Below are 24597 nucleotides of genomic sequence, written 5' to 3'. Positions count from 1 at the left end.
CTGTGCAACCCCGACCAGCTTCGCCTGATCGGGCGCTCACCGCCGTGCCCTTCATCAACCCAAGCAGGGGGTCCCTTTTACGCGAAAATACGGGGTCCCGATTCCATGGTCATTGACACACAGAAGGCCAAGAAGGAGCAAAAGGCAAAGAAGAAGCAGAAGGAACAGGCACAGGCGCTTCAATCGGTTTCCGGAACGTCAGCTTCGAAGCCAGCCGCTAAGGATGATTTTGTGGCTTGGGCGCAAGCGGGCGATTCCGCGGCTCGCCTGAAGCGCCTTGCAGGAGCTTTAGGAGTCGACCCATGCTGATGGTTGATGGCCAAGTGGAGGCCGAATTCCTCAAGATGTGCATTCCGCATCCACGGATGTCGAAAGCACATCGCATTTACGACAACTTGCGTCAGATGAAGGTATTGGCGCCCAATAAGCCACAGCGATGCGCCTGCCTTTTCGCTCCGACCCACTCCGGAAAATCGAAAACGGTGGAAACGTACATCGAGAATCAGATTGTCGATGAACTCATCGCCGAGGGACTATTCCCCGCTGAGATGGATCGCAGCGAGATAGCTAGATTACAGCGACGAGCCTTGCACGTGACGCTCGAGAGCAAAGCGACGCCGAAATCCGCCGCCTCCGACATCCTGACGGAATTTAACGATCCACACGCATCGCATGGCACTGCGACTTCATTGCTGAGTCGAGTCTACCATCACATGCGAAAGCATGGGACGCAGATACTTTTCTTGGACGAGATCCAGCATATGGATCACAGGCAGACCGAGAAGGATAATAAGCCGAGGCGAGCAGGGGTCTGTGAAAGTACGGCGGTCACCGACACCCTTAAGACGATGCTCATTCGGGGGTTGGTTCCTATCGTCTTTGTCGGAATAGATGATGCAGAAAGCATGATATTGGGCGATCAACAACTTGCTGCAAGATGTATTACAAAGATTGACTTTCGCCAATTGCGGAATGACGTTCCAGAGGATCTTGAAATTTTTCTCGACTACCTAGGAATGCTGGGGATAAAGCTTATGCAACACGGTCTGATGAAGGAGATTTCGGACCTCCTTGAAGGGAAGCTTCCAGCCGTTATTCATGCCGTCGCTTCCGGTCGGCTAGGCGTCGCCAGCAAGCTTGTTGCAGCCGCATGCACAATTGCGCGGGAGCGTAAGGCGGCACGCGTGCTGGCCGAACACGTGTCAGCAGCTATTGACGAGTGGGCGATCCCGATGGAGATGATTGATTACAATCCGATCGCGCAAGGCCTTCGCGACTATGAGCGGAGGGCGGCATGAGCTTCATTCGCTACTCGTCAGATCAAGCCGCCTTTCCACCCGCTGCACCACTGGTCTTCCCGGCAACTCATGTTCCCGGTCAATCGATCGCAGAGGTCGTTCTGGAAGCGGCCGCGGACAACGGTTATCGCAGCGCCGGCCATGTCATCTCTGCTGCGGGCATCGAGTACAGAGGTGATCCGTCGCTTTTTGCCAGGGCGAGGGGCAGAGAGGATAGCTTGGCGACGACCCTTCATTTTCCGAATGGGGGGATTTGCTTCGTGCGATAAGCCCATACCCTGTCGCCGGGAGAGCGGGCTGGTCGGATTTCTTCGGGGTTGCCTTGAGGAACGTCCACCGCGACATGAAATATCGCAGGGTGTCGCCCCGGAGCTTGGCACGATCGCTTCATCTGAAAGCGATGTGGTCTGTCCGGGTCTTCTCTTTCGATCCAGTGACGAAGGAATACTTGCTCGAAAGATGCCCAGAGTGTGCTCGGCGACCGAGCTATCTTCGAACGTATGGCATACAGTACTGTGAATTCTGTTCCCAACCTGACGAGGATGGATTTCCCAGCGGGAAGGTCGACTTCCGCGATTTCCCCCAGCCCGTCGTCGAGATCGACGACATGGAGGCGCTAAGGTTTGCGAGCGATCTGATCGACCCCGAACGCGGGGACATTCAACAGCTTTACGACCGCCTGCATCCGGATTTGGCTAGTTTCGATGCCGCCGATCTATTCGAATTGATGGTCGCTACTTCATGTGCGTTGACCACCAGTGCGTCTTGGGAAGCGACCACGCTTGATCGACCCTCTCGACAGGAGGAGTACGTTCGTTTCACTCCGGAAATCCTCTCGCGAGCTGGCCGTGTGCTTCTCGACTGGCCAGAAGGTTTCCACAAGATAGCCGCCGAAATGAGGGAGAGTGCGACAAGACGGGGAGGGCACTTCGGCGTCAGGAAGGAACTGGGGCCCTTGGTTGCATTGAGCATGGATGCCCACCTCGTGCCAGGAATTCAGCGCCTAGTGAAACAACGGATCAAGCTGGACATGTCCCTGACCTCCTCAGTGGCGCCGATCGTGCGGCGAGCCGAGCACCGTCATTCACCTGATTTCATCCCGATCCAGCAAGCAGCACAGGAGTACGGCCTTTCGCGCCGGAGAATTTCACGGTTAGCAAAGCGAGGTTCAATACTGTCAATCAGGGTATCTAACGCTGAAAAGGCTCCAGTTCTCGTCGGTTCACGGGAGCTAGCGAAAATCGTCGGTTCTCAAGTTCTAGGTATGCCTTCCCAGTCGGTCGCTGTGGAACTCGGAATCCCGAGGGCTTGCCTCGGCTCGCTCGCCGACGTGGGTTACCTTGCCCGGTTAACACCTGGACCGTTGGCGCAGCCAGGTGCCGAGTTCTATCTCAAGGATTCGGTTGATCAGTTGAGACGCCAATGTGAAGCGATGGCGATTGGTGGAGCCAGGCCAGAAGGAGGGGTACGTATCACCAAGGCAGTGAATAGGCTTGGCCTCGCCGATGCGAATCCTTGGCCTCGCATCATTGAGCGAATCCTTTCAGGTGAGCTCAAGATCTGGCGGGTGGAGGGTAGGCTTACGGCCCTCATGACATCCTTTGCCGTGAAAGACGTACACGAACTTGCTCTCCAGGATTCATCTGAGGAGCGGAGGATAGATGAGGATGTCGTCTTTACCCAAGCTGAAGCTGCCGGTTTCCTGAAAACCACATCCGTCAGGGTCAACCAACTCGTGAAGCTTGGCCTGTTGTCCGCAAAGCCTACGGCCAGCGACTTAAGGGAATTTGCGGGGACTTTCGTTCTGACCGCCGAGATCACTGACCAGCTTGCATCCAAGGGACGACGGCTCAGATGGCGTGATGTTCCCAGTCTCCTTCGGGATTCCGGTATCGAACCGATCGTAGCCATGGATGGCAACCTCGGGTTTGTTTGGCCACGAGCCGAGGTTGCGGATTTTATCGAACGCGGTATCGGCTAGATTAACCCGATCGAAAATTTCATCGTGAAGAATGCCGCCTTGTTTGGCGGCCTTTTTATTGCGCTCCTGATGAATCAGGCAGAGTTGCCGAATTCGAATCATGGCCGTTTGCGCGCCGTTGGAATATCAATGACTTAGCTGAATCGCCTTCGTTTTGGCGGCTCAATTTGATTTAACTTAGAAAATTACGCCAACACTCCAGAAACGTACACCTGGAGCGCGCAATGTATCTCTGGCGAAAGGACTCGGGCTTTTTCTTCCAGATGCGAATCCCTGCGTCGCATGGCGTAAACCTCGGGGCAACCCCTCTTCGCGTATGGCTAGGCGCACTGAAAAAGCGTGAGGCGCAGCGGCGGGCAACAGCCCTGGCCGTAGCGGCGGCAGAGGGGATGAACGCGGGCAGGCGTTCGCGAATTTCGTGCAGTACTCTTTGCGGGTCGTGCACCGGCATCGCCAGGTCGATGAGCGCGCAACCCTTGCTGTCGGAGAGTTCGGCGGAAGTGCCGTGCAGTTCATTTTCTGCGGGCGCCGCTTTTGCCAGCTGAAATGCTGGAAGCAGCGGCGCCTGACAGGAGCAGAGTATTCAGTTCTCGACATTACGCAAAAGTGCGCCGTGGCCGCTGATTTCGTGGTTTCGAGTGCCGCGAAGGCGCATCACGACTGCCGAAATGGCTCATCGGAATCGGCAGCCCGAAACAGGTTGGGGGCAGGATAGGTCACCCGACTTGGCCTCTATCCGCCTGCTAACGACGGTGGAATGCTTGGTCGTGAACGCCTGAACGGGGGCGTGCCACGGAGGCTCACCATGGAACCGGACAAGGATGAGGGCGGAGCGGCGGTCGATGACGGGCAGGAGCGCGATGACAGCGCTTCGGACATGGATGACCTCGATGTGGATGTAGATGACGAGGCCGGGATTGACGATGATGTCGATATCGGCGTCACCGTCATCAGCCCGCGCCCGGTCGAGGTCAGGATGGACACGGAAGTCGACCAGAACGGCGAAATGGATCAGGACGCCGATGTGGCGGCCGACACAGGCGAGGACGACGGACGGGCCATCGGCGTCGAAACCGAGCAACGGCCGGAGGTCGACCAGCGGATCGAGGTCGATGTCGAGGTCAGCGAAGGCGATGACGGTACGATCATTGTCGAGGTCGATGCCGAAGTCGAAGATGATGTCGAAATCGAAAGCGACGCCTATGTCGATATCGACGATGACGACGAAGACAGCCTGGATGCCGATATTGGCCAGGACACCGAGACGGACGGAAATATCGACGTCGATGTGGAAGTCCGCGACGATCTCGATGCCGATGTGGATGTCGATATAGCCACGCTCGTTGCCGCTGCGGTGAATGCCGCCATCGCTGCCGAAGAAGACGATGAGGGAACCGACATCGATGTAGATCTGGACGAGGATGCCATCGCCGATGCCGATCTCGACGTCGTCGTCGACCTGTCCGACGTTGACGCCTGACTACGCGCAGACCCATCGGTGAGGGGCTTGCCGCCTTCTTTCTGCGTGAGAATGCAGAGCCCGGAGATCATCCATATCGGCTCACCCGATCGGGTGGGTATCACCCGGAAAAATGAACCAATCTGTCGGATGCCACCGATCAGGTCGACGCGAATTGGCACCTATTTTCCCAACTGCGAAACAGGGATGCTTTCCTGTCGATCGATTGTCGGAGGGTTTGCCTGCCCGCGCGACCACTCCGATAGCTTTCGATCCGCTTCGCCGGCTCACGCCAGCCGGGGCGGTTTCCTCAACCCAGGGAGGGTGATCCCATGCCTGACTTTGATGACAACGATTTTGACATCGACATCGATGCCGATATCGACCAGGACCTCGATCAGGACCAAGATCAGGACGTAGACGTCGATACCGACCAGGATTCGGATGTCGGGATCGACAACGACAATGATTCGGACGTCGACAACGACACCGACCAGGACGCCGACACCGACAACGACGCCGATGCAGACGCGGATGCGGATGCGGATGATGGCGGCGATGCGGATGCCGACGCCGATGCAGATGCAGATGGCGATGCCGACAATGACAGCGACACCGATACGGATGTTGCACAGGCCAATAGCAATGATGTCGACGTCGATCAGGACCAGGACGTGGATGTAGACGTCGATCAGGATCAATATGCAGAACAGAACGCCGATATCGATATTGATTTCGATTTCGACTTTGCCTGATCAGTCCTGCTGAACCGGGGCGCCCGGCAGGCATCCGGGCGCCTTCTCATGCGGAATTTCTGGTGGCTAGCCGAGGTGTGGCCCGCTCGTGGCCGTAACGCCTCAAGTCGTGCGGAGACAGATCGCCCATGGCTCCCTCCCGGATGAAGAGCGGCGCAATCACCGATGTCGAGCGTGCATTCAACCTGTGCAAGGGCTCGCTGTTGCTGGTCTTCATCCTCAGCTTCTTCGTCAACCTGCTGGCGCTGACGGTCCCGCTCTATCTGTTGCAGGTCTATGACCACGTGCTGTCCAGCCGCAGCATCGACACGCTGGTGATGCTGACGCTGATCGTGGTTGTCGCGCTCGCCGTGCATGCGGTTCTGGAGGCGCTGCGCCGGGCAATGCTCGCCCGCGTCGGCATCTGGCTCGACGACCGGCTGCAGGCCCCGGTGCTGATTGCGGCGACGCAATCAGCCATGCGCAGCGATGCTGCCACCGCAGCGCAGGCCTGGCGCGATATTGGCGGGTTGCGCAGCTTCTTCGGCGGAACGGCCTGTACGGCCCTGTTCGACCTGCCGTGGGCGCCGATCTTCATTCTGGCGATGCTTATCGTCCATCCGCTGCTCGGTGCCATCGGCCTCATTGCCTCGCTGGTGCTGTTCGGGCTGGCGCTGTTCAATGAAATGGTGACGCGCAAGCCTGCCGCCCGCTCCAGCGCGGCATGGATCGAAAGCCAGCACCGGTTCGAAACCCTGCTGCGCAACGTCGAAGTCATCAGCGCCATGGGCATGCTGCCGGGCGTCGCCCGCCTGCTACATAATGATCAGTCCAATGCCAAGGAAGCCCAGCTCTCTTCTGCCGGGCGCGCGGCTGCCATCCAGGCGCTGGCGCGCTTCATCCGGCTTTTTGCCCAGGTCACGGTCATGGCCTGCGCTGCCTGGCTGGTGATTCTGAACGCGGTGAGCCCGGCGGCGATCTTCGCAACCTCGATCCTGCTTGGGCGGTCGCTGGCGCCGGTGGAAGGCGCCATCGGCACCTGGAAGGCGGTTTCGGGCGTGCGGCTGGGCTATGCCCGGCTCAAGAAGATGATGGCAGCAGCACCGCAGTCGCGAAACGCGATGGAACTGCCGCGCCCCAACGGCCAGCTTTCAGTCGAACAGGTGACATTCATTCCGCCCGGCGCCACCGCGCCGGCCCTGCGCCGGCTGACCTTTGCCATCAATCCCGGCGAGGTCCTGGGCGTGGTCGGCCCGTCAGGCGCCGGAAAGTCGACGCTGGGGCGGCTGATTGCCGGGACGATCACGCCTTCGGCCGGCAATGTCCGGCTCGACAGTGCAGACATCGGAATCTGGCTGGCCGCCGGCGGCTATCGCCATCTCGGCTATCTGCCGCAGGACGTCCAGCTTTTTGGCGGCTCGGTGCGGGACAATATCGCGCGCCTGCAGGATGCAACGGCCGAGGAGGTGATTGCGGCCGCCTCTCTGGTCGGGCTGCATGAGACGATCATGCGTTTTCCCGACGGTTACGAGACCGATATAGGCGAGGGCGGGATGAAACTGTCGGGAGGCCAACGTCAGCGGGTCGGCCTGGCGCGGGCTTTTTTCCGCAATCCGCGTCTGATCATACTGGACGAGCCGAACGCCAGCCTCGACTTCGACGGCGAGGAAGCCTTGCGCCAGGCCATCCACGAGATGCGGCGGCGGGGCGCCACGCTGGTCGTCATCGCTCAGCGCCTCGGCATATTAAACATGTCCGACAAGGTGCTGGTGCTCGCCAATGGAAGGATGAACGCTTTCGGCGACCGCCGGGACGTCGCCAGCAAGATCAGGAGCGGTCGCACAATCCTGCCGGCCAGGCGTCCGCAGATCATCACCGCACGCAAGGGCGCCAGCCAGATCAGCCATAACGGCGTGAGCGTCGCGGAGGCGCAGGAAATATCGGACGGAGCGGCGCCGGTGTCATGAGGGGGCTGCCTGCCCACACGGCCACGCGGCTGCCACATCTGCTGGCCGAGCGCCTGCGACCAGCCGCTGCCCATGTCATAGCGGGGGCCCGTGCCTCAGCGGGTCGCTTGCGGGCGGGCTGGGTGCGATCGCGGGACCGGGCACTTGCGCTTGCCGAGCGCGGGCTTCGGGCGCTCAGGGCCTGGCTCCTGACAATGGCGGGGTGTGTTGCTTCGATCCCGCGACCGTCATTTCATACGCTGCCTGCCCGCCTGCGCGACCGCGCTGCGCCTCTTCTTGCCAGTGTCACGCAAACCATGAGCGGACTGCGCGACAAATCCGTGCGCGTGTGGAGGACCGCAATTGCCACGGCTTGCGAATATCTGTCCCGGCTTCGCCGCAGTGTAAGCGCGGTTGCCGCCAGGCTGTCCGTGGTTCGGGACCAGCTCAAGCAGTCGTTCGACCGCTGGGTGGAGGGTGGCGCATTGTTTCCGGCAAGGCATGCCGAGAGAGCCCGTCTCCTGGAGGAGTCACCCCGGAAAGGATCGAGCCGCACGATGGCGCAGGAACTGGCAGCCATCATGCCGCCGCCGCCTGTAACGCCTTTCCTGCGCCTGCGCGCTCTTGCGGCTGGTGCGTTTGCGGTTGTCGGCGTGTTCGTGGTCGGCTTCGGTGTCTGGGCCGTCTTTGCGCCATTGGAAAGTGCCGCCATCGCCGGTGGCGCAATCGAGGCGGAGTCGAGCCGCAAGACCATCCAGCACCTGGAGGGCGGTATCGTCGCCCGCATATTGGTGAAGGACGGCGATCGGGTCGCCGCCGGCCAACCGCTGATCCGCCTTGACGACACCAAGCCCCAGGCGACGGTCCAGATGCTGCAGATGCAGCTTTGGGATGCGCAAGCGCTGGAGGCCCGCCTGCTGGCCGAGCGTGGCGACCTTGGCACCATCCAGTTTCCTTCCACGATACGGCCGGCCGCGCGCAACGCGCCGGCACTGGCCGACATCATTGCCGGGCAGATCAAGATATTTGACACGCGCCGCAAGCTTCTGGCCTCACGGATCGAGGTCGTTGAGCGCCGCAAGGCCCAGGACGGGCAGGAAATCGAGAGTGCCCGCTTCCAGGCACAAGCGGCGGCAAAACGGGTGGCCATCATCAAGGACGAGATTGGGGTGGTGGCGCCGCTGGTCGCCAAGCGCCTGCAGGCAAGGGGGCGCCTGACGCAGCTTGAACGCGAACAGGCCGAGATCGAGGGCCGGCTTGGCGATGCACAGGCGCGGATGGCCAAGGCAAGGCAATCGCAGGGTGAAGCGGAGGCGATGATCCTCCAGTTGGAAAGCGACCATCAGACCGAGATCGCCCAGAGCCTGCGCGATGCACGCGCCCAGATATTCGAGCTGCACGAGCGCATCCAGGCGGCGAACGACGTGCTTGCCCGAACCGTGGTGCGCGCGCCCGAGGCCGGCACGGTGACGGATCTGCGCATTCACACGCCGGGCGGTGTCGTGGCCGCCGGCGAGCCGCTGCTCGATCTCGTGCCCGGCGACGACCGGCTGATCGTGCAGGCGCAGGTGAAGCCGGAGGATATCGATCTTGTCCGCCCCGGTCTCGATGCGCGCATCCGCCTTCTTTCCTACAAGCATCGCCGGGTGCCGCCGGTGGATGGCGTGCTCACCTATGTTTCGGCGGATCGGCTTGTCGATAAGGAAACGGAGCGAAGCTATTACGAGGCCCGCATCCGCATTGACGAGGCGTCGCTGCACTCGCTGCCGGAAGTCGAGATCATGCCCGGCATGCCGGTCGAAGTGCTGATCAAGACCGGCGAGTTCACTGTCGCCCATTACGCGCTGCGCCCCGTCTTCGACAGTTTCAATCGAGCCTTCAGAGAGGACTGAGGCCGATGGTTTGGGACAGGGGTACTCGCGACCTGCTGCCGTTCCTCGCAATCGCGCCGGAGGAAATCGGCGAGCCGGAAGCGGAGCCTTACGGCCCTTCGGAGACGGGCGAGGGCTCGCCGCCACCCAGCCCCCAGGAGACACATCAGCCAGCTGCCCTGCCGGCGACGGAGGGGGAGGTGGAGGCGAGCCTGGCGGTATCGCTGGTAGGCAGCTACCAGTCGCCCGCCATTGCCGGAATCCATGTTCCGCAGGTGCCGTCAGGGTCGGGTATGGGCGGCCACGGTGTCGAGTTGCCGCAAATCCATGGCTTTTCAGGCCATTTGTCGTCACTGCCCGACCCTTCACTGCCAGCAGCCGGCCGCAGCGATCATCACGACGGGCTGGAGAAGCAGCCGGAACATGGCGGCGGAAATAGGCTCGACCCAGCTGATCACGGCGCAGGCGATCTTGCGGATGCACCCGACGATGGCCACACCATCAGGGTGACGCAGTTCGCCGAGGTCGATCAGGACGCCAGCATCATCGTCCAAGGCTATGTCGGCGAAGTGGTCGCGCGGCTGCACATCGATCAGGACCTGATGATGGATCAGGACGTGGACATCGCCTTCACCATCGATGGCGATGGGCATTTCTCTGTCCTGCTCGACCAGGACATGCGCATCTTGCAGGCGCTCGACATCGATGTCGATATCCGCGATACCGACGGCGTGCTGTTCATCGACGTCTTCCTGCGCGACTCGGTCGAGGTCGAGCAGGACACCACCCTCGACATGCATATTGGCGACGGGCCGCAAGGCGGCATGGTGGAGGTCAATCAGGACCTCGAACTCGACCAGGACGTCGATATCGACATCGATATCGAGGACGACCTGGAAGAGCGCTACATCATCAAGGTGGCGGTGGAAACCACCCAGCAGGTCGATGCCGATCAGGACGCGGTTGTCGATATCACCGACGCCGATGGCTGGATCGACATGGATGTGGATGCCACGCAAACCGTGGCGGTCGATCAGGAAACCATTGTGCGTGCCGACTTCACCCTGGCCTGATCTTGAAGGTCGATGCAATCACATCACGTCGCACTCCAGACATGTTGATGGTCGCGCCGGCAAATTCGAAGTAGGATGCGTAAAGACGCACCGCGCCCGGCGATCATCCCGTCAATGGCGCAGGCAATACGAGCGCGGCGACGCTAGTGTGGCGAATCCGAAATTCGTATCCCTTGGAGCAAGGCAGAGAACGAATTTCGGGTTCAAAGCCACACTAGCAACTACTTAAATCTAGTGTGGTTTACGGATTTGAAGTTCCTGAACGTGGATGTCATGGAAATGACAGGAACTTCAAATCCACCACACTAGCGGGAGGCACTCTTTCGGGAGCCTGCACCATGAGCGAAGCTCAGGATTTGTTCTCGGTTCTGCGGCAATCGGCTGATGTCGATCCGGTGGCGGTCGATGCCTTGCAACGGCTTGTCGTCGAAGGGTCGGAGCGTAGCCTTTGTCGCGTCAACGCACTGGCTTTTGCCACCAAAAACGGCCTCGGCGAGGAAAGCACGATAGCGGCTTTCCTGCATGCGGCACGTGTCGGCATCTTCGATATCTCCTGGAATGTGCTTTGTCCCGGATGCGGCGGGGTGCTCGAGACCAATGCGACGCTGAAAACGGTGCAGAAGGACGAATATGCCTGCGCATTATGTGCCTCGGGCTACTCGCCGACGCTCGATGAAATGGTCGAGGTGACCTTCACGGTAAGCCCGAGGGTACGCAGGATTGCGGCCCATACGCCGCATGAATTGCCGCTGGGAGAGTATTTCAGGCAGATCTATTGGGGATCAGGCGTCGATCTTCCCGAGGAGAATTACGACGAGCTGATCAGGGCCTTCGTGCTGGAAGATGTAGAACTTGCGCCCGGGGAGAGGGCTGTGCTTTCCCTCCAGCTTCCGCCCGAGTTCATCATCGTTTTCGAGCCGGTCACGCATTCGGCGCAGTTTCTCGATGTGCAGGGCGAAGCGACGCAGGAGCGGCAGAGCCTGTCGCTGATCTTCGATCGCGACCATGTCCACAGCCAGACCCTGGAGATGCATCCGGGGCCGATCCGCATCTCGCTGGAGAACCGCACCGACACGCGCGTGCTGCCGACCGTGTGCATCGCCGGCGATGTGCTGCACGGGCTCCTTGGCAATCGCCGGCCGTTCCTCACCGCCAAGCGGCTTCTCACCAACCAGACATTCCGCGACCTCTATCGGACCGATACGCTCGATGTCGACCAGCGCCTGAAGATCACCAGCCTGACTTTCCTCTTCACCGATTTGCGCGGTTCCACCGAGCTTTACGAGCGGGTAGGGGACCTGACCGCCTTCGACATAGTGCGCGCGCATTTCCAGATCCTGCACGAGATCGTCGCAACGGAGGCGGGTGCCGTCGTCAAGACGATCGGGGATGCGGTGATGGCGACATTTCCGACACCAGACCGGGCGATTGCCGCAGCACTCAGGATGCGCGAGGCCATGCGCGACCTGAACGACAGAAACGGGCGCGAAGACCTGCTTTTGAAGATCGGGGTGCATGCCGGTCCTTGCATTGCCGTGACCATGAATGAGCGCCAGGACTATTTCGGGCAGACGGTGAATATCGCCTCGCGGGTCCAGAATCTGGCCAATGCGCAATCGATCTTCGTCACTGGTGCGGTGGTGGATGACAATCTTGCCGCCGGCCTGCTCGCGCGCCGGGAACTGAGGCCGGTGCCGCATGGCGTGTCGTTGCGCGGCATCGAACGCGAAATCCCGGTCTATACAATTCCGTGACAGGCGCCGGCCGCCTCACCGCTGCGAGATGCGGGCGGTCATGCCTTGTCGAGGACGCGCTTGGGCGTCGTGAACAGGTCGAGCCGGCCGGTACCTGCGGCTGCTTCGCTCCAGCGCTTGATATCGAAGTCGATCACGACGAGGCCTGCGGTCGGATATTTCCCCCGAAGGCGTGAAAGATCAGGCCCTGGAGTGCTGATGAGTTTGAGCGCCAGTTCTTGCAGACCGGGATTGTGCCCGATGACAAGCAGGGTGCGGACGTCGGAGGGAGTTTGCCTGATCACTTCCAGGATCGTGTCGGCCGAGGCGTCGTAAAGGCGCTGCTCGTCGGTGCGGGCGATATCCTGCGTGAAGGCCGGGCATGCGAGATTCCAGGTTTCCTGGGTGCGGCGCGCGGTCGAGACGAGAACCCGATCGGGCAGAAGCTTTTCCTTCGCCATGTAGCTGCCCATCAGGGAGCTTGCCTTGCGTCCGCGTAGCGAAAGCGGCCGCTCGTGATCCTCGACGCCGGCCGGCCGATCCGACTTTGCGTGGCGCAAAAATACCAGACGACGCATCCACATGCTCCGAGCTTCCTTCATCCTGGCGATTATCCTACCATAACAAGTTCACGGAGCGATGCAGCCGGTCAGGGGACGTTCGATGTCACAGCCTGCCCAGACACCAGTCGCCAGCCTGCGCGAGGCCGATGCGGCACCCGCCGATAGGCCAGCGGTCGCCAAGGCGCCCGGCCAGGCAAGGTTCGATACCGATGCAACGCTCGACACGGTGCTGGACTTCATCCTGCGTTCCGCGCTTCGACGCCTGAGGGAGAGCCAGCCGGCTGCTCGCGACAGCAACGATCCCGAAGGCATCCATCAATATCGCATTGGGCTTCGCCGTCTCAGATCGGTGCTTGGAATGATGCGGCCGATCGTCCCGTCCTGGCAGCTTGAATCACTGCGCGGTGAGGCCAAGTGGCTGATGTCGGCACTCAATGAAGCACGGGCCTGGGATGTGTTCGCGACGGAAACAATGCCGCCGGCTATGCGTGACCATCCGTCGGTCGAAGGCTTCGACGCTTTGCTTGAGGCTGCTGAGAGCCACCGTAAAGCGGCTCGCGACAAGGCACGCGCGGCCATCAGCAGTCCACGCACGGCGCATTTTCACATCGCGTTGGGCCTGTGGGTCGAACAGGGTGCCTGGCGCGACGAGGCGACGCCTGAAAGCCACGGTATGCTGGCAGGGCCCGCACGTGACTTCGCTGCCGAAATCCTGGGCAGGCTGCATCGAAAGACCTTGAAACGCGGCCGCCATTTCAAGCGCCTCACGCCGCAGGAGCGGCACAGGCTTCGTCTTGCCTTCAAGAAATTTCGCTACACGGCCGATTTCTTCCTGCCTTTGTACGGAAAACGCCGCAAGGCGCGGCTTCTCGCCAAAACCCTGGCCAAAGCGCAGGACGAGTTCGGGCATTTCAATGATCTGGCGGTTTCGGAAGACCTCGTCCGGCAGATCATTGGGGGCGCAATTCCGGTCGAGGCTCAACGCGCCGCCGGCGCCCTGCTTGGCTGGCGGTTGCGTCAGCTCGAACTGGCGGACAAGCATCTGCGCTCGGCCTGGAAGCGGTTCCGGACAGTCCGGTTGCCGTGAAAAGCGCATCTGCGATGCATTGAGGTAGTATTGACGTGCCTTTGAAACGACGCTTAACTGGTTTCATGAAAGCCTGTAACGACCAAAAACGCGGTTTGCCGCGTTCCGGCCTCATCATCGCAGGCCACTGACCCCGAGGCGGCATGGACCAGTCTCGGGGATTTTGCAGCTTCCACTCATAGCAGATCGACAGGCTGAGATAGCCGCCGGCGCCATTCCCCGTATCCGAGCGGAATGGCTGTTCCCGGCAAATTCCGATCTTTGACTTTGAGAAACGCCTTGGCGGAGCGTAGTTCCGCAGGCGGCACGACAGGATTTCCGACTAGGGGAGGATGGAAATCATGGTGGATGTACTCATCGCCGAAGACGATGCGGCGATCCTTGATTCTCTCAGTTTCATTCTGAAGCGCGCCGGCTGGTCCATCAGCTCGGTGATGGATGGCGATGCCGCGCTGCAGGCGGTGCGGCGCCAGCGCCCGCGCATGGTGGTGCTCGACATCATGCTGCCCAAGCGTACGGGGCTGGAAGTGCTGAAGCAGATGCGCGCGGAGGAGGCCACCTGCAACGTGCCGGTGCTGATCCTGACGGCGCGCGGCCAGCAGCATGACCGCGAGATCGCGGCCGAACTGCGCGCCGACGGCTTCGTCACCAAGCCCTATTCCAATGGCGAGGTCATCGAGGAGGTGCGGAGACTCCTTTGCGCAGCCGTAAACTAGAGCCGATCCGCACCAAGACAGAGGATAGGCGCAAGCACGAGCACGCCGCTTTCGTGCTGCCGGTTTTTGGCGCGTTGCTGCTTCTGCCGCCACTGATCGACCTGTTCAGCGCCGCGCCGCGCCTTGCCGGCATCCCGGTCAAGATCGTCTATCTCTTCCTGGTGTGGATCGTGCTCATCGTCGGCGCGGTGACGATCTCCTCGCGCATGCCCGGGCCTGAGAAGAAGCCGCTCGACCTGTCGCCCGGGGATGGCGGCTGATGCTTTCGGCAAATTTCGTCATCCTCACCGCCGTCGGCTATGTTGGCCTGCTGTTCATCCTTGCCTACGTCTCGGATGTGCGCGCAAAGCGCGGCAATGTCGGGTTTCTGCGCTCGCCCCTGGTCTATACGCTGTCGATCTCGGTCTATTGCACGAGCTGGACCTTCTATGGCGCTGTCGGGACGGCTGCGCGCGACGGACTGGAATTCATGGCCATCTATCTTGGCCCGACATTGGTCTTCGTCGGCTGGTGGTTCATCCTGCGCAAGCTGGTCAGCATCAGCCAGACGCTGCGCATCACCTCGGTTGCCGACCTGTTGTCTTCGCGGTTCGGTAAGTCGAGCCGGCTGGCGGTGGTGGTGACGCTCATCGCGACCGTCAATGTCACCCCCTATATCGCGCTGCAACTCAAGGCGATCACCACCTCGATCCAGATCGTCTCGGCCGCGGACGGCTCGGACGGTTCAGGGCTTTCGGGCCTCGACGACATCAGCCTTGCCTTTGCCGTAGCCGCCGGCATGGCGCTGTTCACCGTCCTGTTTGGCACCCGCAATGTGGACGCCAAGGAGCAGCACCACGGCGTGGTGGCGGCCATCGCCTTCGAAGCGGTGGTCAAGCTTCTTGCCCTGCTGGCGGTCGGGCTGTTCGTCGTGTTCGGGCTGAGCGACGGGCTGCAGGACATATTCTCGCGCGCGCAGGCAGCCGGCATCGACATCTACAACAGCAATTCCTCGGGCAGCCGCTGGACGGCGATCCTGTTTCTTTCGGCGACTGCGGTGCTGTGCCTGCCGCGACAATTCCAGATCACCGTGGTCGAAAATTCCAATGCCGAGCATCTGCGCACGGCAGGTTGGGCGTTTCCGGTCTATCTGTTGCTGGTGAGCCTGTTTACCATGCCGATCGCGCTTTACGGCCTGGCGACACTGCCGGCCGGATCCAATCCCGATATGTTTGTGCTGACCTTGCCGATGGCTGCCGGCAATGACGCATTGGCGCTGTTCGTCTTCATCGGTGGCTTTTCAAGCGCGACGTCGATGATCATCGTTGCCTCGATCGCCCTGTCGATCATGGTGTCGAACCACATCGTTCTGCCGATCGCGCTGCGCTATTCGAACCGCCTGGAGGACGCGGGCGAGCGTGGCATCGCGCATCTCCTGTTGCGCAGCCGGCGCATCTCGATTGCCGTCATCCTGTTCCTGGGCTTCCTCTATTTCTGGCTCACCGGCGATTCCGATGCGCTGGCGCCGATCGGGCTGATTTCCTTCGTCGGCGTGGCCCAGTTCCTGCCGGCCATGATGGCTGCGCTTTATTGGAAGGAGGCGACCGTCAAGGGTGCGCTTGCCGGCACTCTGGTCGGCTTTGCCGCCTGGGCCTGGACGCTGTTCCTGCCTAGCTTTGAAAGCACCAGCCCCTGGATCGCCGCACTGATGGTGAATGGCCCCTGGGGCATCGAAGCATTGCGGCCAGAGGCGCTGCTTGGCCTGACCGGGCTTGATCCGCTGGTGCATTCGGTATTCTGGAGCCTGTTCTTGAATACCAGCCTTCTTGTTTCGGTCTCGCTCATGACCAGGCAGAGCGTGATGGAACGCATCCAGGCCTCGCTTTTCGTCGACATTTTCAAGCGCGGCACCCGCATCCAGCCGCATTTCATCCACGGTTCGGCAACGACCGACGATCTCTTCTTCGTTGCCGAGCGCGTGCTGGGCTGGGAGCGCGCCCATGCGCTGTTCGAACCTGCTCACCTGCCGCGCGGTGCCGCCACCGATGGGTTGGGCGGCGTGTCGTCGGAGTTCATCGGAAGGCTCGAGCGTGAATTGGCCGGTTCGATCGGCGCGGCCTCTGCCCATGTGCTGCTGTCCAAGGTGGTCGCCGGCGACAAGGTTTCGCTGGAGGAGGTGATGAAAATCGCCGACGAAACGCAGCAAATGATCGAATATTCGCATGAACTTGAGCAAAAATCGGCCGAATTGCGCTCCACCGCCCAGAAATTGCAGGAAACCAACGCCTTGTTGCACGCACTTCACCGGCAAAAGGACGATTTCCTGTCCCAGGTGAGCCATGAGGTGCGCACGCCGATGACGTCGATCCGCTCGTTCTCGGAAATCCTGCTCACCGACGCCAATCTCACCGATGCGCAGCGCGAACGCTTTGCCTCCACGATCTATCACGAGAGCATGCGGCTGACGAAGCTGCTTGACGAAATCCTGGACCTCAGCGCGCTGGAGCAGGGCGAACGCGGCTGGGTGAACCTGCCTATCGATGCCGAACCGGTGCTGGACCGGGCAATCGAGGTCTGCGAGGCGCTGGCGCGCCAGAACAACATACGCTTCGAGGTCGTCTCCCGTGCCCGGGCGGGCAATGTGCTGGGCGAGGCGGACCGGCTGAGTCAGGTGCTCATCAACATCATCGCCAATGCGATAAAATACAATAATTCACCCGTTCCGGTTGTGCAGATCCGGTCATGGATCGATGAGGACCATTACAGGATCGAGATTTCCGACAACGGGCCGGGAATACCCGACGCCTATCGCAAGAACATCTTCGAGAAATTCGTCCGCGCCGGCAGCGACGGCTGGGGAATCAAGTCCGGCTCCGGTCTCGGGCTGGGGCTGAATATCAGCTACAAGATCGTCCAGAAGCTGGGCGGAAGGCTGGAACTGGTGGAAGGCAGCCTGCCGGGCGCCTGTTTTCGCCTGACGCTGCCGCTTCACGGCGGCGAGCGTGATGGACCAGACCGAGCGGAACAGGGCGAGACGGTCGCCGGCTAGCTGCGCGAATTCACGCCTTCTCGCGGCTGAAGTCACGCGTGACAAAGGGTGTGTGCAGGGTGAGGTTTTCGCCCGCCTCATCCAATGCCTCCTCCTGGCGGTGGGCGCAATCGTGACGGGCGCATAGGCGGCAGGATGCGCCCACCGGCACGAGATTGGTCGCATCCGCCAGGTTGAGGCCGCGGCCATAGATCGTGCGGTCGGCATGGAGGATGTCGCAGGCCAGCATGACGGAGGAATAGACCGGCTGCTCCTGATAGGCGGCGACCCGTTTCGAGACGGCCTTGGCGACAAAGAGATAGCGCGCGCCATTGGTGAATTCGACGGTCTGGCGCACGATCCGCTCTCGGCGCAACGCCTCGTAGATCGCCCAGAGCGGGCAGCCGTGACCCGTATTCGGCAGGATCAGACCCGGCAAAGGAAAGTGCTTGGTCAGTCGCCCGGCCGGATCGGAACGCAGGAAGCCGAAGGGCACGCCTTCCGCGCCGGGGCGCCGCAGCGTGACGAAGCGGTGGGCCACCTGCTCGAAGCTTGCCGAATAGGACTGGCTGAGCAGTTCGATGTCGTAATATTGCCGCTCCGCCTCGTCGAGGATCTGGGAGTAGGGCATCGTCATCGCCCCCGCCAGATATGAAGCCATTGCCCGATAGGCGAGTTGGCGCGCTGCCGGCGAGGTGAGGCGGCGATCATTTGCCTGTGCCTCCAGCGCGTCGGGTGCCGCAAGCTCGGCATAGAGACGGGCCATCTGGAACTGTCGCGTAGCCGCCGTCGTGGAGTTTCTGAACCAGAGGACGCGGCTGTCCGCATCGAACTGGAACCTGCCTGAAAATCCGCCTTGCAGGTCGGGCATCGCGCCCTTGCGGCAGTTCACGCCGAAATGCCGCTCCAGCGCCTCGCCAAGGCTTGCTTCGCCGAACGGGCCTGCCGTCTCGACTTGGCTGCGCAATGCGTCAGCGATTTCCTCAAGCGCTGGGAAGTGATTCTTCTCCTCGAAAATGAGGTCGTCCACCTCCCGGCCCGGCGAGACGGATCGTTGCCGGACCACCGACTGGTCGAAATAATTCACCAGCGTGCGCGCCGTGTCGGTAAGATCGCGCGCATCCTTGTTGATCGTCCGCAGGAAGCGCGCCCTGTCGGGTTCGCCAAGGTCGGGCACGCCGTCCAGGATTTCGGCGGTGGATCGCATCGCGGTGATGCGGCTCAGGATTTCGTGCAGAAGTTGCGAGAATAGCGGATCGGTCCGCAGCCGGTTGGCATAGGCTTCCACGCTTGCCGTCGCATCGGAATAGGCGCGATGCAGGCGGCTGATTGCGGCAGCGGCTTCGGGGAACTGCGCCACCAGGTCGCGCGCATCACTGGTCTTCAGGTCGATGCCGTCAAGCACCGGGTCCAGCCGCGATTCAGCGACCGACTGGATCAGCCGCTGCTCGTTTTCGCCCGAAAGCCGGTCGATGGGCAGGCCGAGACGCTCGGCGATGCGCATCAGCAGGGCGCCGCCGACCTCACGCTTGTTGCCCTCGATGCGGTTGAGATAACTCGGCGAAATGCCGACATCGCGGGCCAGCGCGGTTTGCGAAAGGCCGAGCGAAGTGCGGCGGTTACGAATTCGGATTCCGATCGGCGCGCGCAAATTTGCCCTCCCTGCACCACAGCTTCTACGCGACTTCCTGGCGGTCGAATGTCAAGTTTGTGACAGTTTTGCCAAGCGCAAATGGCATTTTGTGCCAGAAAAATTATGCGTTTTCAAATGCATATTGACTATAAATAGAATTGCCACAGTCTCTGCGCCCGAGGCAGTGCGGATATGTTCCGCAGTTAAAGGAGGAGAGAATGACACGTATTACCGGCGTTAGCCGCCGACAGGTGTTGAAGGGAGCAGGCGCGGGCCTGTTGACTTCGCTCGCTGCACCGATGGTGTTCAGCAAGGGTGCCTGGGCCCAGGATTTCTGCAACAACCCGACCGGTGATACGGTCACTTTCGGCTTCAACGTGCCGCAGACCGGCTCCTATGCCGAGGAAGGCCTCGACCAGCTGAAGGGCTACCAGCTCGCCGTCAAGCACCTCAATGGCGAGGGCGATGGCGGCATGATCAACACGCTGAAGCCGTCCGCGCTCAAGGGCAACGGCATCCTCGGCAAGAAGGTGGCTTTCGTCACCGGCGACACGCAGACTAAGACGGACGCGGCACGCGACAGCGCCCGCCGCATGATCGAACGCGACAACGCCATCATGGTCACGGGCTCCGTGTCCTCCGGCGAGGCGATCGCCGTGCAGAGCCTTTGCCAGGAAATGGGCGTCATCTACATGTCCGGCCTGACGCATTCCAACGACACGACCGGCAAGGACAAGCGGCGCTACGGCTTCCGCCACTATTTCAACGCCTATCAGTCCGGCGTCGCCATCGCACCGTTCCTCGCGCAGGAATATGGCAGGGACCGTCGGGCCTACCACCTGACGGCCGACTACACCTGGGGCTGGACCCAGGAGGAATCGATCAAGGCCGCCACCGAGCAGCTCGGCTGGGAGACGGTCGCCACGGTGCGCACGCCGCTCGGCATCGGCGACTTCTCGCAATACATCACCCCGGTGCAGAACTCGGGTGCGGACGTCCTCATCCTCAACCACTACGGCCATGACATGGTGAACTCGCTGCCGCAGGCGGTCCAGTTCGGCCTGCGCGACCGTCAGGTCAACGGCAAGGACTTCCAGATCGTCGTGCCGATGTTCTCGGAACTGATGGCGGTCGGCGCCGGCGATGCGGTCAAGGGCATCATCGGCACCTCCAACTGGCACTGGAACCTGCCGGACGACGGCTCCAAGGCCTTCACCAAATCCTATGGCGAGGAATATGGCGCACCGCCGTCGCAGTCCTCGCATACGGGCTATGTCCAGGCGCTGCTCTATGCCGATGCCTGCGAGCGGGCCGGCACCTTCTATCCGCCGGAAGTCATCAAGGCCCTCGAGGGCTTCGAATTCGACGGCCTCGGCAACGGACCCACGCTCTACCGCGACACCGACCATCAGTGCTTCAAGGAAGTGCTGGTCGTGCGCGGCAATATGAGCCCCACCAGCAAGTTCGACGTGCTGGACATCATCGGCCACACCTCGCGCGACGAGGTGACCTATGACCCTGCCATGTTCGGCGGAGACCTTGGACCTTACGACCCGAACAACTGCTAGCGTGGTGGAGCTGAAGCTCCTAGCTGCTTGCCTGGCAACAGGGTTCGGGAGCTTCGAATCCGTAACCCACTAGAGTCAGTAGGTTACTGGCCAGCACGCACGGCCCGGCGCGGGGGGCGCCGGGCCGATCACTCCCTTTTGATCGTCGCGCTGCCGGACCTCCGTCCGGCGGGAGGAAGACTTCATGAACGTAATATTCGCTCAACTGCTGAACGGGTTGGACAAGGGCGGCGCCTATGCCCTGATCGCGCTCGGGCTGACGCTAGTGTTCGGTACGCTCGGCGTCGTCAATTTCGCCCATGGTGCGCTGTTCATGCTCGGCGCCTTCTGCGCGGTGACCTTCCGCTACCTGATCACGCTTGAAACCGTCACCGTCGATCCCGAGAAGCTGTCGCCATGGGGCGCGCCGCTCGAAATCCGCACGCCGCTGGCGCAGAACTGGCTCGGCGATTTCGGCGCGGTGCTGATCGACTATTCCGTTCCGATTTCCATCCTGTTGGCGATCCCGGTCATGCTGGTCATCGGCGTGGTCATGGAGCGCGGCCTGATCAAGCATTTCTACCGGCGCACCCACGCCGAACAGATTCTCGTCACCTTCGGCCTGGCAATCGTGCTGCAGGAGATCGTGCGCAGCGTTTTCGGCGCCAATCCGATCCCGCAGCCGGCACCCCAGGACCTGCGCGGCGCCGCCGATTTCGGCGTCTGGCTGGGCATGGCACCCAATGTGCTGACCTATCCTTTGTGGCGGCTCGTCTATTTCCTGTTTTCGATCGGGATCATCGGCGCCGTCTTTGCCTTCCTGCATTTCACCACCTTCGGCATGGTGGTGCGGGCCGGCATGGTCGATCGCGAGACAGTCGGCCTGATCGGCATCGATATCGGCCGCCGCTTCACCATCATGTTCGGCATCGCCGCCGTGGTCGCGGGGCTGGCGGGCGTCATGTATACGCCGCTGCTGCCGCCCAACTACCACCTTGGCATGGATTTCCTGGTGCTCAGCTTCGTCGTGGTCGTGGTCGGCGGCATGGGCTCGCTGCCCGGTGCGGTGGCCGCCGGCTTCCTGCTAGGCATCCTGCAATCCTTCGCATCGATGACAGGGGTCAAAGCCATCATTCCCGGCATCGACCAGATCATCATCTACCTCGTCGCGGTCGTCATCCTGCTGGTCCGCCCACGCGGCCTGATGGGCCGGCGCGGCGTCATGGAAAGTTAAGCCCATGTTTTCGCTTGCCAAGAAAGATCTGCTGTCTCTCGGCGTGTTTGCGCTGATCGTGCTGGCAATGCCATTCTGGCTTTCGCCGCTGGGCGCGGCCTATCCGGCGCTGATGCAGAAGCTTGCGATCTTCGCGATCTTCGCCGTCGGCTTCAACATCCTGTTCGGGCTGACCGGCTATCTCAGCTTCGGCCATGCCGCTTTCCTGGGTATTGGCTCCTACACAGCTGTGTGGTCGTTCAAGCTCCTGACCATGAATGTCGTGCCGGCGGTGGTCTTTGCCGTGGTGATGTCGGGCGTGTTCGCCCTTGCCATCGGTTATCTCAGCCTGCGGCGCTCAGGCATCTATTTCTCGATTTTGACGCTTGCCTTTGCGCAGATGTCCTACAGCCTGGCCTATTCCGTGCTGACGCCGATCACCAATGGCGAGACGGGCCTGCTCCTGGTCCAGGGCGACCCGCGCGTGCTCGATGCGCTGTTTGCCGAACCCAGGCAGGGCCTGCCGGTGCCGACATTACTGGGGTTGGACATGAGCGGTTATGCCGGCTTCTATTTCTGTGCCGCGATGCTCGTCATTGCCTTCTACCTGTCGCAGAAGATCTTCGCTTCGCCCTTCGGCCTTGCCCTGCGCGGCATCAAGTCGAACCAGACGCGGATGAACTATACCGGCTTCAATACCCGGCCCTATACGCTGGCGGCCTTCGTGATTTCGGGCATGTATGCCGGGCTTGCCGGCGGCCTGCTTGCCGTGACTGACCCGTTGGCCGGGGCTGAGCGGATGCAGTGGACCGCTTCCGGCGAGGTCGTGCTGATGACCATATTGGGCGGGGTCGGCACCCTTGTCGGCCCGGTGGTCGGCGCCTGGCTGATCAAATATCTCGAAAACATCTTCTCGGCCTTCAACGAATCGATCCTGCAGCGGTTTTTCTCCTTCCTGCCGGACGGGCTCGACACATTCGTCGTCACCGTCACCAGCAAGTTCGTCGGCGACGGATGGCACCTGACGCTCGGGCTGATGTTCGTGCTGGTGGTGGCGTTCCTGCCCGGCGGAATCATGGAAGGCATTCACAGGATCGTCCGGAGCTTCCAGCGTCGCGGCGACAGGGAGCCCGACGGAAGCCTCAAAGCGCAGCCGGCCGAATAGCCAGGCGAGGGTGAAAAGATGAAGAGCAACAATGCCAATGTCGTGCTGCAGGTCGCCGACGTCCACAAGAACTTCGGTGGCCTCAAGGCGCTGTCGGACGTCAATCTCAAGGTCGAGGAGGGGCGCACGCATGCCATTATCGGGCCGAACGGCGCCGGCAAGTCGACGCTGCTCAATGTGGTTATCGGCCGGCTGCCGCCAAGCAGCGGCGCGGTCATCTTCGGCAATACGGTTCTGACCGGGCTTGCGCCCTACAAGATCAACCAGCTCGGCATTTCGCGGGTCTTCCAGACACCGGAAATCTTTGCCGACCTGCCGATCCTTCACAATGTGATGGCGCCGGCCTTTGCCCGCCGCGACGGCGGCTTTCGGGTCAACATGTTCGGCCGCACCGACAGGGAAAGCGAAATCCGCGAGGAGGCCGAGTCGCTCCTGGAGGATGTCGGCCTCTATGCGCAGCGCCATGGCCATGCCGGCTCGCTGTCGCGCGGCGACAAGCGGCGGCTGGAACTGGCGATGTGCCTGATCCAGCACCCGCGCCTGCTGCTGCTCGACGAGCCGACGGCCGGCATGTCGCGCCACGACACCAATACCACGATCGACCTGCTGAAGAAGATCAAGCTGCGCGGGATGACCAAGGTCATCATCGAACACGACATGCATGTGGTGTTTTCGCTCGCCGACGAGATTTCGGTTCTGGCCCAGGGCAGGATCATCGCCCATGGCCAGCCCGATGAGATCCGCGATGATCCGCGCGTTCAGGAAGCCTATCTGGGGGGAACGCAGCCATGAGCGTGATCGCAATGCAGGAAGACATCGTCGCGGCCGGTACGGTGCAGGCTGAAACACCCTTCTTTGCCGTGCGCGACATCCATGCCTATTACGGCGAAAGCTACATCGTCCAGGGCGTGACGATGGACATCAGGCAGGGCGAGATATTGGCGCTGCTTGGCCGCAACGGGGCGGGCAAGACCTCGACCCTTCGCGCCATTGCCCGAACCGGCAATCCGGCGCTGAAGTCGGGCGAGATATGGCTAAGGGACAAGCCGGTCCACACCATGCGCGATTTCGAGGCGGCGCGCGCCGGCATCCAGCTGGTGCCGGAGGATCGGCGCATCATACAGGGCCTCAGCGTGGAGGAAAACCTGGTCCTGGCCCAAGTGGCGCCTGGGCGCGGCTGGGACCTTGACCGTATCTACTCGCATTTCCCGCGGCTGGCCGAGCGGCGCAACCAGGAGGGCGTGACGCTATCGGGTGGCGAACAACAGATGCTTGCGGTGGCGCGCGCGTTGGCCCGCGACCTCAAGCTTCTGTTGCTCGATGAGCCTTATGAGGGACTGGCGCCGGTCATCGTGCAGGAGATCGAGCGCATCCTCTACGATATCAAGGAGCTCGGCATCACCACCATCATCGTGGAGCAGAACGCGGTCGCGGCCCTGCGCCTGTCGGACCGGGCTGTTATCCTCGATACCGGGCAGGTCGTGTTCACGGGTACGGCTAAGGAACTGCTCGACAATCCGCAACTGAGGAATGAATATCTGGCGATCTGAGGTCTTCCCCCGGCGAACCGG

At 61.5% G+C, this 24597-nt stretch carries 21 protein-coding genes; 19 read left to right on the top strand and 2 right to left on the bottom strand.

Features of this window, described 5'->3' with window-relative positions; translation table 11 throughout:
• The 10 genes from EET67_RS25880 to EET67_RS10690 all read left to right on the top strand — a co-directional run.
• On the top strand, nucleotides 1-309 hold a 309-nt coding region (locus EET67_RS25880; RefSeq protein WP_210211112.1), incomplete at its 5' end, for a hypothetical protein.
• Entirely contained in the window at nucleotides 303-1298 is a 996-nt protein-coding gene (locus tag EET67_RS10730; RefSeq protein WP_128626115.1) for a TniB family NTP-binding protein, read from the top strand. The genes EET67_RS25880 and EET67_RS10730, both read left to right, overlap by 7 nt.
• On the top strand, nucleotides 1295-1567 hold the full coding sequence (locus EET67_RS10725) for a hypothetical protein (RefSeq protein ID WP_128626114.1): 273 nt from the start codon (nucleotides 1295-1297) through the stop codon (nucleotides 1565-1567). Before EET67_RS10730 ends, EET67_RS10725 begins: the two co-directional genes overlap by 4 nt.
• Nucleotides 1568-1641: 74 nt before the next feature.
• Nucleotides 1642-3279: a hypothetical protein gene (locus tag EET67_RS10720; RefSeq protein ID WP_128626113.1), complete on the top strand. Its 1638-nt coding sequence runs from the start codon at nucleotides 1642-1644 to the stop codon at nucleotides 3277-3279.
• An 805-nt stretch (nucleotides 3280-4084) separates the two neighbouring features.
• Entirely contained in the window at nucleotides 4085-4759 is a 675-nt protein-coding gene (locus EET67_RS10715) for a hypothetical protein (protein ID WP_128626112.1), read from the top strand.
• A 311-nt stretch (nucleotides 4760-5070) separates the two neighbouring features.
• Nucleotides 5071-5493, top strand: coding sequence for a hypothetical protein (locus EET67_RS10710; protein WP_128626111.1), 423 nt, complete (start codon nucleotides 5071-5073; stop codon nucleotides 5491-5493).
• A 128-nt stretch (nucleotides 5494-5621) separates the two neighbouring features.
• Entirely contained in the window at nucleotides 5622-7439 is a 1818-nt protein-coding gene (locus EET67_RS10705) for a type I secretion system permease/ATPase (RefSeq protein ID WP_128626110.1), read from the top strand.
• Nucleotides 7436-9310, top strand: coding sequence for an HlyD family type I secretion periplasmic adaptor subunit (locus tag EET67_RS10700; protein ID WP_245450840.1), 1875 nt, complete (start codon nucleotides 7436-7438; stop codon nucleotides 9308-9310). The genes EET67_RS10705 and EET67_RS10700 overlap by 4 nt, the downstream gene beginning before the upstream one ends.
• A gap of 5 nt (nucleotides 9311-9315) precedes the next feature.
• Nucleotides 9316-10362 carry a hypothetical protein gene (locus EET67_RS10695; protein WP_128626109.1) on the top strand — a complete coding sequence of 349 codons (1047 nt, stop codon included), beginning with the start codon at nucleotides 9316-9318 and terminating at the stop codon, nucleotides 10360-10362.
• 338 nt (nucleotides 10363-10700) lie between these two features.
• Entirely contained in the window at nucleotides 10701-12116 is a 1416-nt protein-coding gene (locus EET67_RS10690; protein WP_128626108.1) for an adenylate/guanylate cyclase domain-containing protein, read from the top strand.
• Nucleotides 12117-12154: 38 nt separating this feature from the next.
• Here EET67_RS10690 and EET67_RS10685 read toward each other — a convergent pair whose 3' ends face one another.
• The gene (locus tag EET67_RS10685; protein ID WP_245450854.1) at nucleotides 12155-12673 is read right to left on the bottom strand and encodes a SixA phosphatase family protein; all 519 of its coding nucleotides are present in this window, start codon (nucleotides 12671-12673) and stop codon (nucleotides 12155-12157) included.
• Between the two features lie 85 nt (nucleotides 12674-12758).
• Here EET67_RS10685 and EET67_RS10680 point away from each other — a divergent pair, with 85 nt between their 5' ends.
• The 4 genes from EET67_RS10680 (at nucleotide 12759) to EET67_RS10665 (ending at nucleotide 17489) form a co-directional block, all read left to right on the top strand.
• Nucleotides 12759-13745, top strand: coding sequence for a CHAD domain-containing protein (locus tag EET67_RS10680; RefSeq protein ID WP_165899852.1), 987 nt, complete (start codon nucleotides 12759-12761; stop codon nucleotides 13743-13745).
• Between the two features lie 341 nt (nucleotides 13746-14086).
• Complete coding sequence (locus tag EET67_RS10675; protein WP_128626105.1) at nucleotides 14087-14461, top strand: response regulator transcription factor; 375 nt, start codon at nucleotides 14087-14089, stop codon at nucleotides 14459-14461.
• Nucleotides 14443-14721, top strand: coding sequence for a hypothetical protein (locus tag EET67_RS10670; protein ID WP_128626104.1), 279 nt, complete (start codon nucleotides 14443-14445; stop codon nucleotides 14719-14721). Before EET67_RS10675 ends, EET67_RS10670 begins: the two co-directional genes overlap by 19 nt.
• Nucleotides 14721-17489 (top strand): sensor histidine kinase, encoded by a 2769-nt coding sequence (locus EET67_RS10665; RefSeq protein WP_128626103.1) that lies wholly within the window; start codon nucleotides 14721-14723, stop codon nucleotides 17487-17489. Before EET67_RS10670 ends, EET67_RS10665 begins: the two co-directional genes overlap by 1 nt.
• A gap of 10 nt (nucleotides 17490-17499) precedes the next feature.
• Here the strand turns inward: EET67_RS10665 and EET67_RS10660 are convergent, their stop codons facing one another.
• A complete protein-coding gene (locus EET67_RS10660; protein WP_128626102.1) occupies nucleotides 17500-19119 on the bottom strand; it encodes a helix-turn-helix domain-containing protein in 1620 nt (539 codons plus the stop codon).
• Between the two features lie 200 nt (nucleotides 19120-19319).
• On the opposite strand from EET67_RS10660, the gene EET67_RS10655 reads away from it, so the two are divergent.
• The 5 genes from EET67_RS10655 to EET67_RS10635 all read left to right on the top strand — a co-directional run bounded on the left by EET67_RS10655 (nucleotide 19320) and on the right by EET67_RS10635 (nucleotide 24576).
• Nucleotides 19320-20669, top strand: coding sequence for a substrate-binding protein (locus tag EET67_RS10655; protein WP_128626101.1), 1350 nt, complete (start codon nucleotides 19320-19322; stop codon nucleotides 20667-20669).
• 184 nt (nucleotides 20670-20853) lie between these two features.
• Nucleotides 20854-21882: a branched-chain amino acid ABC transporter permease gene (locus tag EET67_RS10650; protein ID WP_128626100.1), complete on the top strand. Its 1029-nt coding sequence runs from the start codon at nucleotides 20854-20856 to the stop codon at nucleotides 21880-21882.
• A 4-nt stretch (nucleotides 21883-21886) separates the two neighbouring features.
• On the top strand, nucleotides 21887-23026 hold the full coding sequence (locus EET67_RS10645; protein WP_128626099.1) for a branched-chain amino acid ABC transporter permease: 1140 nt from the start codon (nucleotides 21887-21889) through the stop codon (nucleotides 23024-23026).
• Between the two features lie 18 nt (nucleotides 23027-23044).
• Nucleotides 23045-23818 carry an ABC transporter ATP-binding protein gene (locus EET67_RS10640; RefSeq protein ID WP_128626098.1) on the top strand — a complete coding sequence of 258 codons (774 nt, stop codon included), beginning with the start codon at nucleotides 23045-23047 and terminating at the stop codon, nucleotides 23816-23818.
• An 11-nt stretch (nucleotides 23819-23829) separates the two neighbouring features.
• Nucleotides 23830-24576 carry an ABC transporter ATP-binding protein gene (locus tag EET67_RS10635; protein ID WP_245450852.1) on the top strand — a complete coding sequence of 249 codons (747 nt, stop codon included), beginning with the start codon at nucleotides 23830-23832 and terminating at the stop codon, nucleotides 24574-24576.
• Nucleotides 24577-24597: the final 21 nt, after the last annotated feature.

The organism is Borborobacter arsenicus (genome assembly GCF_003934165.1).
GTDB lineage: Bacteria > Pseudomonadota > Alphaproteobacteria > Rhizobiales > Rhizobiaceae > Pseudaminobacter > Pseudaminobacter arsenicus.
The sequence above is the reverse complement of the archived record's forward strand: the minus strand, read 5'-3'. Positions and strand labels throughout refer to the sequence as shown.

Excerpts from the sequence above, each read along its gene's own strand:
- EET67_RS10695 (WP_128626109.1), top strand. The coding sequence starts at position 9,316 with ATGGTTTGGGACAGGGGTACTCGCGACCTGCTGCCGTTCCTCGCAATC.
- EET67_RS10680 (WP_165899852.1), top strand. The coding sequence starts at position 12,759 with ATGTCACAGCCTGCCCAGACACCAGTCGCCAGCCTGCGCGAGGCCGAT.
- EET67_RS10665 (WP_128626103.1), top strand. The coding sequence starts at position 14,721 with ATGCTTTCGGCAAATTTCGTCATCCTCACCGCCGTCGGCTATGTTGGC.
- EET67_RS10700 (WP_245450840.1), top strand. The coding sequence starts at position 7,436 with ATGAGGGGGCTGCCTGCCCACACGGCCACGCGGCTGCCACATCTGCTG.
- EET67_RS10675 (WP_128626105.1), top strand. The coding sequence starts at position 14,087 with ATGGTGGATGTACTCATCGCCGAAGACGATGCGGCGATCCTTGATTCT.
- EET67_RS10710 (WP_128626111.1), top strand. The coding sequence starts at position 5,071 with ATGCCTGACTTTGATGACAACGATTTTGACATCGACATCGATGCCGAT.
- EET67_RS10650 (WP_128626100.1), top strand. The coding sequence starts at position 20,854 with ATGAACGTAATATTCGCTCAACTGCTGAACGGGTTGGACAAGGGCGGC.
- EET67_RS10715 (WP_128626112.1), top strand. The coding sequence starts at position 4,085 with ATGGAACCGGACAAGGATGAGGGCGGAGCGGCGGTCGATGACGGGCAG.
- EET67_RS10645 (WP_128626099.1), top strand. The coding sequence starts at position 21,887 with ATGTTTTCGCTTGCCAAGAAAGATCTGCTGTCTCTCGGCGTGTTTGCG.
- EET67_RS10635 (WP_245450852.1), top strand. The coding sequence starts at position 23,830 with ATGCAGGAAGACATCGTCGCGGCCGGTACGGTGCAGGCTGAAACACCC.
- EET67_RS10725 (WP_128626114.1), top strand. The coding sequence starts at position 1,295 with ATGAGCTTCATTCGCTACTCGTCAGATCAAGCCGCCTTTCCACCCGCT.
- EET67_RS10720 (WP_128626113.1), top strand. The coding sequence starts at position 1,642 with ATGAAATATCGCAGGGTGTCGCCCCGGAGCTTGGCACGATCGCTTCAT.
- EET67_RS10730 (WP_128626115.1), top strand. The coding sequence starts at position 303 with ATGCTGATGGTTGATGGCCAAGTGGAGGCCGAATTCCTCAAGATGTGC.
- EET67_RS10690 (WP_128626108.1), top strand. The coding sequence starts at position 10,701 with ATGAGCGAAGCTCAGGATTTGTTCTCGGTTCTGCGGCAATCGGCTGAT.
- EET67_RS10705 (WP_128626110.1), top strand. The coding sequence starts at position 5,622 with ATGGCTCCCTCCCGGATGAAGAGCGGCGCAATCACCGATGTCGAGCGT.
- EET67_RS10655 (WP_128626101.1), top strand. The coding sequence starts at position 19,320 with ATGACACGTATTACCGGCGTTAGCCGCCGACAGGTGTTGAAGGGAGCA.
- EET67_RS10685 (WP_245450854.1), bottom strand. The coding sequence starts at position 12,673 with ATGCGTCGTCTGGTATTTTTGCGCCACGCAAAGTCGGATCGGCCGGCC.
- EET67_RS10640 (WP_128626098.1), top strand. The coding sequence starts at position 23,045 with ATGAAGAGCAACAATGCCAATGTCGTGCTGCAGGTCGCCGACGTCCAC.